The organism is Vibrio sp. V03_P4A6T147 (assembly GCF_002241085.1).
GTDB classification, from domain to species: domain Bacteria; phylum Pseudomonadota; class Gammaproteobacteria; order Enterobacterales; family Vibrionaceae; genus Vibrio; species Vibrio anguillarum.
In genome coordinates this window covers 1-4,206 of record NZ_NDIO01000111.1, presented here as the reverse complement: position 1 = coordinate 4,206, position 4,206 = coordinate 1, and the positions used below count along the sequence as shown (strand labels likewise).

Sequence of the window (4,206 nt, the reverse complement as noted above, 5' to 3'; positions counted from 1 at the left end):
CCTAATAAAAATAGCGGGTAAATCAACAAGGAACTCCACGTGATGATTCGAAATTCTAAATGCAACAACCACAACCGGCAGTCGTTCGGGATGACATTGATCGAATTATTGATTGTGGTTGTGATTATTGGCGTACTGTCTGCAATCGCTTATCCAAGTTATACCAAGCACGTTTTAAAAGGACACCGAACCACCGCTCTCGCCGATATGGGGAGAATTCAACTGGAACTGGAGCATCACTACGATAAGGGTTATGACTGGAGCGGGATCATTTCAGGGGGAAATTGCGTCATCTGTGAAAGCGATGCTGAACGCTATCAGTTTTCAGTCGCCAGCTCCGCAACCAGTAGCTACACCATCACCGCGACGGCGCAGAGCACCAGAGGCCAAGACAAGGATGAGTGCCTTACCAGCGATAAGGTCATGACATTGAAATCAACCAACGAATCAACCCCAAGCGCATGTTGGAAATAGAACACCACAAATGTTCAGTTTGTGAGGGGAGGAGAAAATCATCCTGTATCAGGAACGAATAAGGCCTGCATTGCAGGCCTTATTGGATAGATAATAATTCAACAGTGAATTAGCTGGTTAAATCATCGAAGAACTTTTTCACGCCATTAAAGAAACCTTCCGATTTAGGCTTATGCTTATTTGCCGCTTCACCACCGCAAGTTTCTTCAAATTCACGTAATAGTTCTTTTTGACGCGCGCTCAGTTTCACTGGTGTTTCAACCACGAGTTTGACAACCAAATCACCGATCGCCCCACCGCGTACGCCTTTCACACCTTTACCACGCATACGGAACATGCGCCCTGTCTGCGTCTCTTCTGGCACTTTCAGGTTGACACGACCATCGAGTGTTGGAACTTCAACTTCACCGCCAAGTGCCGCCATAGCAAAACTTACAGGGACTTCACAGTATAAGTTGTTGCCATCGCGTTCAAAAATGTGGTGCTCTTTGACGTGAACTTGTACGTACAAATCCCCCGCTGGAGCGCCCATTTCTCCCGCTTCACCTTCGCCAGATAAACGAATGCGATCGCCCGTATCCACACCGGCTGGAATTTTAACATTAAGCGTTTTGGTTTTTTGCTTACGCCCCTGTCCGTGACACACGTTACATGGGTCTTTAATGATCTTACCTTTACCATGGCAAGTCGGACAGGTTTGCTGTACAGCAAAAAATCCTTGGCGCATCTGTACTTGGCCGTGACCATGACAGGTTCCACACGTTTGCGCAGACGAGCCTTTCTTCGCGCCAGTACCTTCACAAGAATCACAATGGACCAGTGTTGGCACTTCAATCTCTTTCGAACAACCACGGACGGCCTCTTCTAAAGACAGTTCCATGTTGTAACGCAAGTCAGCACCACGTTGTGCACGCGCTTGACCACCGCCCCGACGACCACCACCGAAAATGTCACCAAAGACATCACCGAAGATATCGCCAAAATCAGCACTGCCGCCACCAAAGCCGCCACCGCCCATTCCGCCTTGTTCAAAAGCAGCATGACCGTACTGATCATAAGCCGCTTTCTTTTGCGAATCGGTTAAAATTTCATACGCTTCTTTTACTTCTTTAAACTTGTCCGAAGCGCTGTCATCCCCTTGGTTTCTATCAGGGTGAAACTTCATTGCTAGGCGCTTATACGCCTTTTTAATATCGCGCTCAGAGGCATCTCGGCCTACGCCTAATACTTCGTAAAAATCACGTTTTGACATCTTCTTCGTCACCAATTTGTTACCGCAAACGACACGCTGCCGCTTGGTGTTTATATCGACCTAACTAATGGCTCTAGATTCTAGTGAATTCAAACTAAAAAGACACTGTTAGTTAGATGGACACCAATGAGTTTTCATTAATTACAGACATACGGGCGTAAGAGTTACCCCAAACGCCCGCATCATACCGTTGATTTCATTCTTCTCTTAGAGAAGTTAGGGTGGGTTAAACTCGCGAGCCACCCAACCCTAGCCCTCCCCGTTGAAAAGGAGGGAACTCAATCAATTACTTTTTGTCTTCTTTGACTTCTTCAAACTCAGCGTCAACGACATCGTCTTCTGCAGACTGTTGTTGGCCTTCACCCGCTTGTTGTGCTTGAGCTTTTTGCTGAGCGATCTCCATCAGTTTTTGAGCAGCAGCCATAAGCGCTTGAACTTTAGCGTCGATCGCTTCTTTGTCTTCACCTTTCTTCGCTTCTTCAAGCTCAGTAATGGCCGCTTCAATCTTCACTTTGTCGTCAGCAGGAAGAGCATCACCCGCCTCTTCAATTTGCTTACGAGTACCGTGAATCATTTGGTCCGCTTGGTTACGTGCTGTCGCTAACTCTTCAAACTTTTTGTCCGCTTCTTTGTTTGCTTCAGCTTCTTGGACCATTTTCTCGATTTCAGCATCGCTCAAACCGCCAGACGCTTGGATAGTGATCTTCTGCTCTTTGCCTGTTTGTTTATCTTTCGCAGACACGTGCAAGATACCATCCGCATCCAAGTCAAACACAACTTCAATTTGTGGCATGCCACGTGGTGCAGCTTGAATACCTTCTAGGTTAAATTGACCTAGCGATTTGTTGTACATGGCTTGCTTACGCTCACCTTGTAGAACATGGATCGTTACTGCGTTTTGGTTGTCTTCAGCGGTAGAGAATACTTGATTCGCTTTAGTTGGAATCGTTGTGTTTTTCTCAACCAACTTAGTCATCACGCCACCCATTGTCTCGATACCGAGAGACAGAGGCGTTACGTCAAGTAGCAGTACGTCTTTTACTTCACCCGCAAGCACACCACCTTGAATGGCCGCACCAACAGCAACCGCTTCATCTGGGTTAACATCTTTACGCGCTTCTTTGCCAAAGAATTCAGCCACTTTCTTCTGAACCATAGGCATACGAGTCTGACCACCCACTAGGATAACGTCAGTGATGTCGCCGACAGACAAGTCTGCATCGGCCAGCGCCACTTTCAGTGGCTCAAGCGAACGCTGAACAAGGTCTTCCACTAGAGATTCTAGTTTCGCACGTGTCACTTTCACGTTCATGTGCTTAGGACCAGCAGCATCAGCGGTGATGTAAGGCAAGTTCACATCTGTTTGTTGCGCTGATGACAACTCAATCTTCGCTTTTTCTGCGGCTTCTTTTAGACGCTGCATCGCAAGTGGATCAGTTTTTAGGTTGATGCCTTGCTCTTTTTTAAACTCATCAACGAGATAGTTGATCATGCGGTTATCAAAGTCTTCACCACCAAGGTGTGTGTCACCGTTAGTTGCTAGAACTTCGAATGTTTTCTCGCCTTCAACTTCATCGATCTCGATGATTGAAATATCAAATGTACCACCACCAAGGTCGTATACCGCGATAACGCGATCGCCACCTTGTTTGTCCAAACCATAAGCAAGTGCAGCCGCTGTTGGTTCGTTGATGATACGTTTTACTTCAAGACCTGCAATACGACCTGCATCTTTCGTTGCTTGACGTTGTGCATCGTTAAAGTATGCAGGAACCGTAATAACGGCACCAGTAACTGGCTCACCAAGAAAATCTTCAGCTGTTTTCTTCATTTTCTTCAGAACTTCAGCTGAAACTTGAGGAGCGGCCATTTTTTGGCCTCTTGCTTCAACCCAAGCATCGCCATTATCAGCCTTCACGATTTTGTAAGGCATGATTTCAATATCACGTTGAACTTCTTCGTCTTCAAAACGACGACCGATCAAACGCTTAATTGCAAATAGCGTATTGGTTGGGTTTGTTACCGCTTGACGTTTTGCAGGCTGACCTACTAGCGTCTCACCATCTGTATATGCAATTACCGATGCAGTTGTACGTTCACCTTCAGCGTTTTCAATAACGCGAGGTTTGTCGCCATCTAAAACAGCAACACAAGAGTTAGTAGTACCTAAGTCAATACCAATGATTTTACCCATCAGGCTATCTCCAAATAAATTCTATTTTTGTTTTATGCTACCCCCTATGTGGGGGAGGGAGAACAGGGTTTCAACCCTTACTCACAAACTAAACAAGGATGTTCGTTTCTCGTATGCCCAATAAATAAGGTCACTCAGCACCTTTTCAAGGGCAAAATTGAAAAAAGTTATGATATTTCGACTAAACAGCGTAAATAACGACTTTTTCAATCCCGAAATCACTTAATGAAGGTTTCTATCTCGACATTAATCGATTTCGACATAAAAAAGAGAGGCGACGTACACT

Annotated in this window: 3 protein-coding genes; 1 reads left to right on the top strand and 2 read right to left on the bottom strand. The window is 45.7% G+C overall.

All coding sequences use genetic code 11. From position 1 onward, the window contains the following. The first annotated feature begins 42 nt into the window (after nucleotides 1-42). On the top strand, nucleotides 43-474 hold the full coding sequence (locus tag B9J84_RS04370) for a type IV pilin protein (RefSeq protein WP_179217516.1): 432 nt from the start codon (nucleotides 43-45) through the stop codon (nucleotides 472-474). A gap of 109 nt (nucleotides 475-583) precedes the next feature. Here the strand turns inward: B9J84_RS04370 and dnaJ are convergent, their stop codons facing one another. After that, the gene (dnaJ, locus tag B9J84_RS04365; RefSeq protein WP_026027474.1) at nucleotides 584-1,726 is read right to left on the bottom strand and encodes a molecular chaperone DnaJ; all 1,143 of its coding nucleotides are present in this window, start codon (nucleotides 1,724-1,726) and stop codon (nucleotides 584-586) included. A gap of 286 nt (nucleotides 1,727-2,012) precedes the next feature. Further along, the gene (gene dnaK, locus B9J84_RS04360; protein ID WP_013857431.1) at nucleotides 2,013-3,920 is read right to left on the bottom strand and encodes a molecular chaperone DnaK; all 1,908 of its coding nucleotides are present in this window, start codon (nucleotides 3,918-3,920) and stop codon (nucleotides 2,013-2,015) included. Nucleotides 3,921-4,206: the final 286 nt, after the last annotated feature.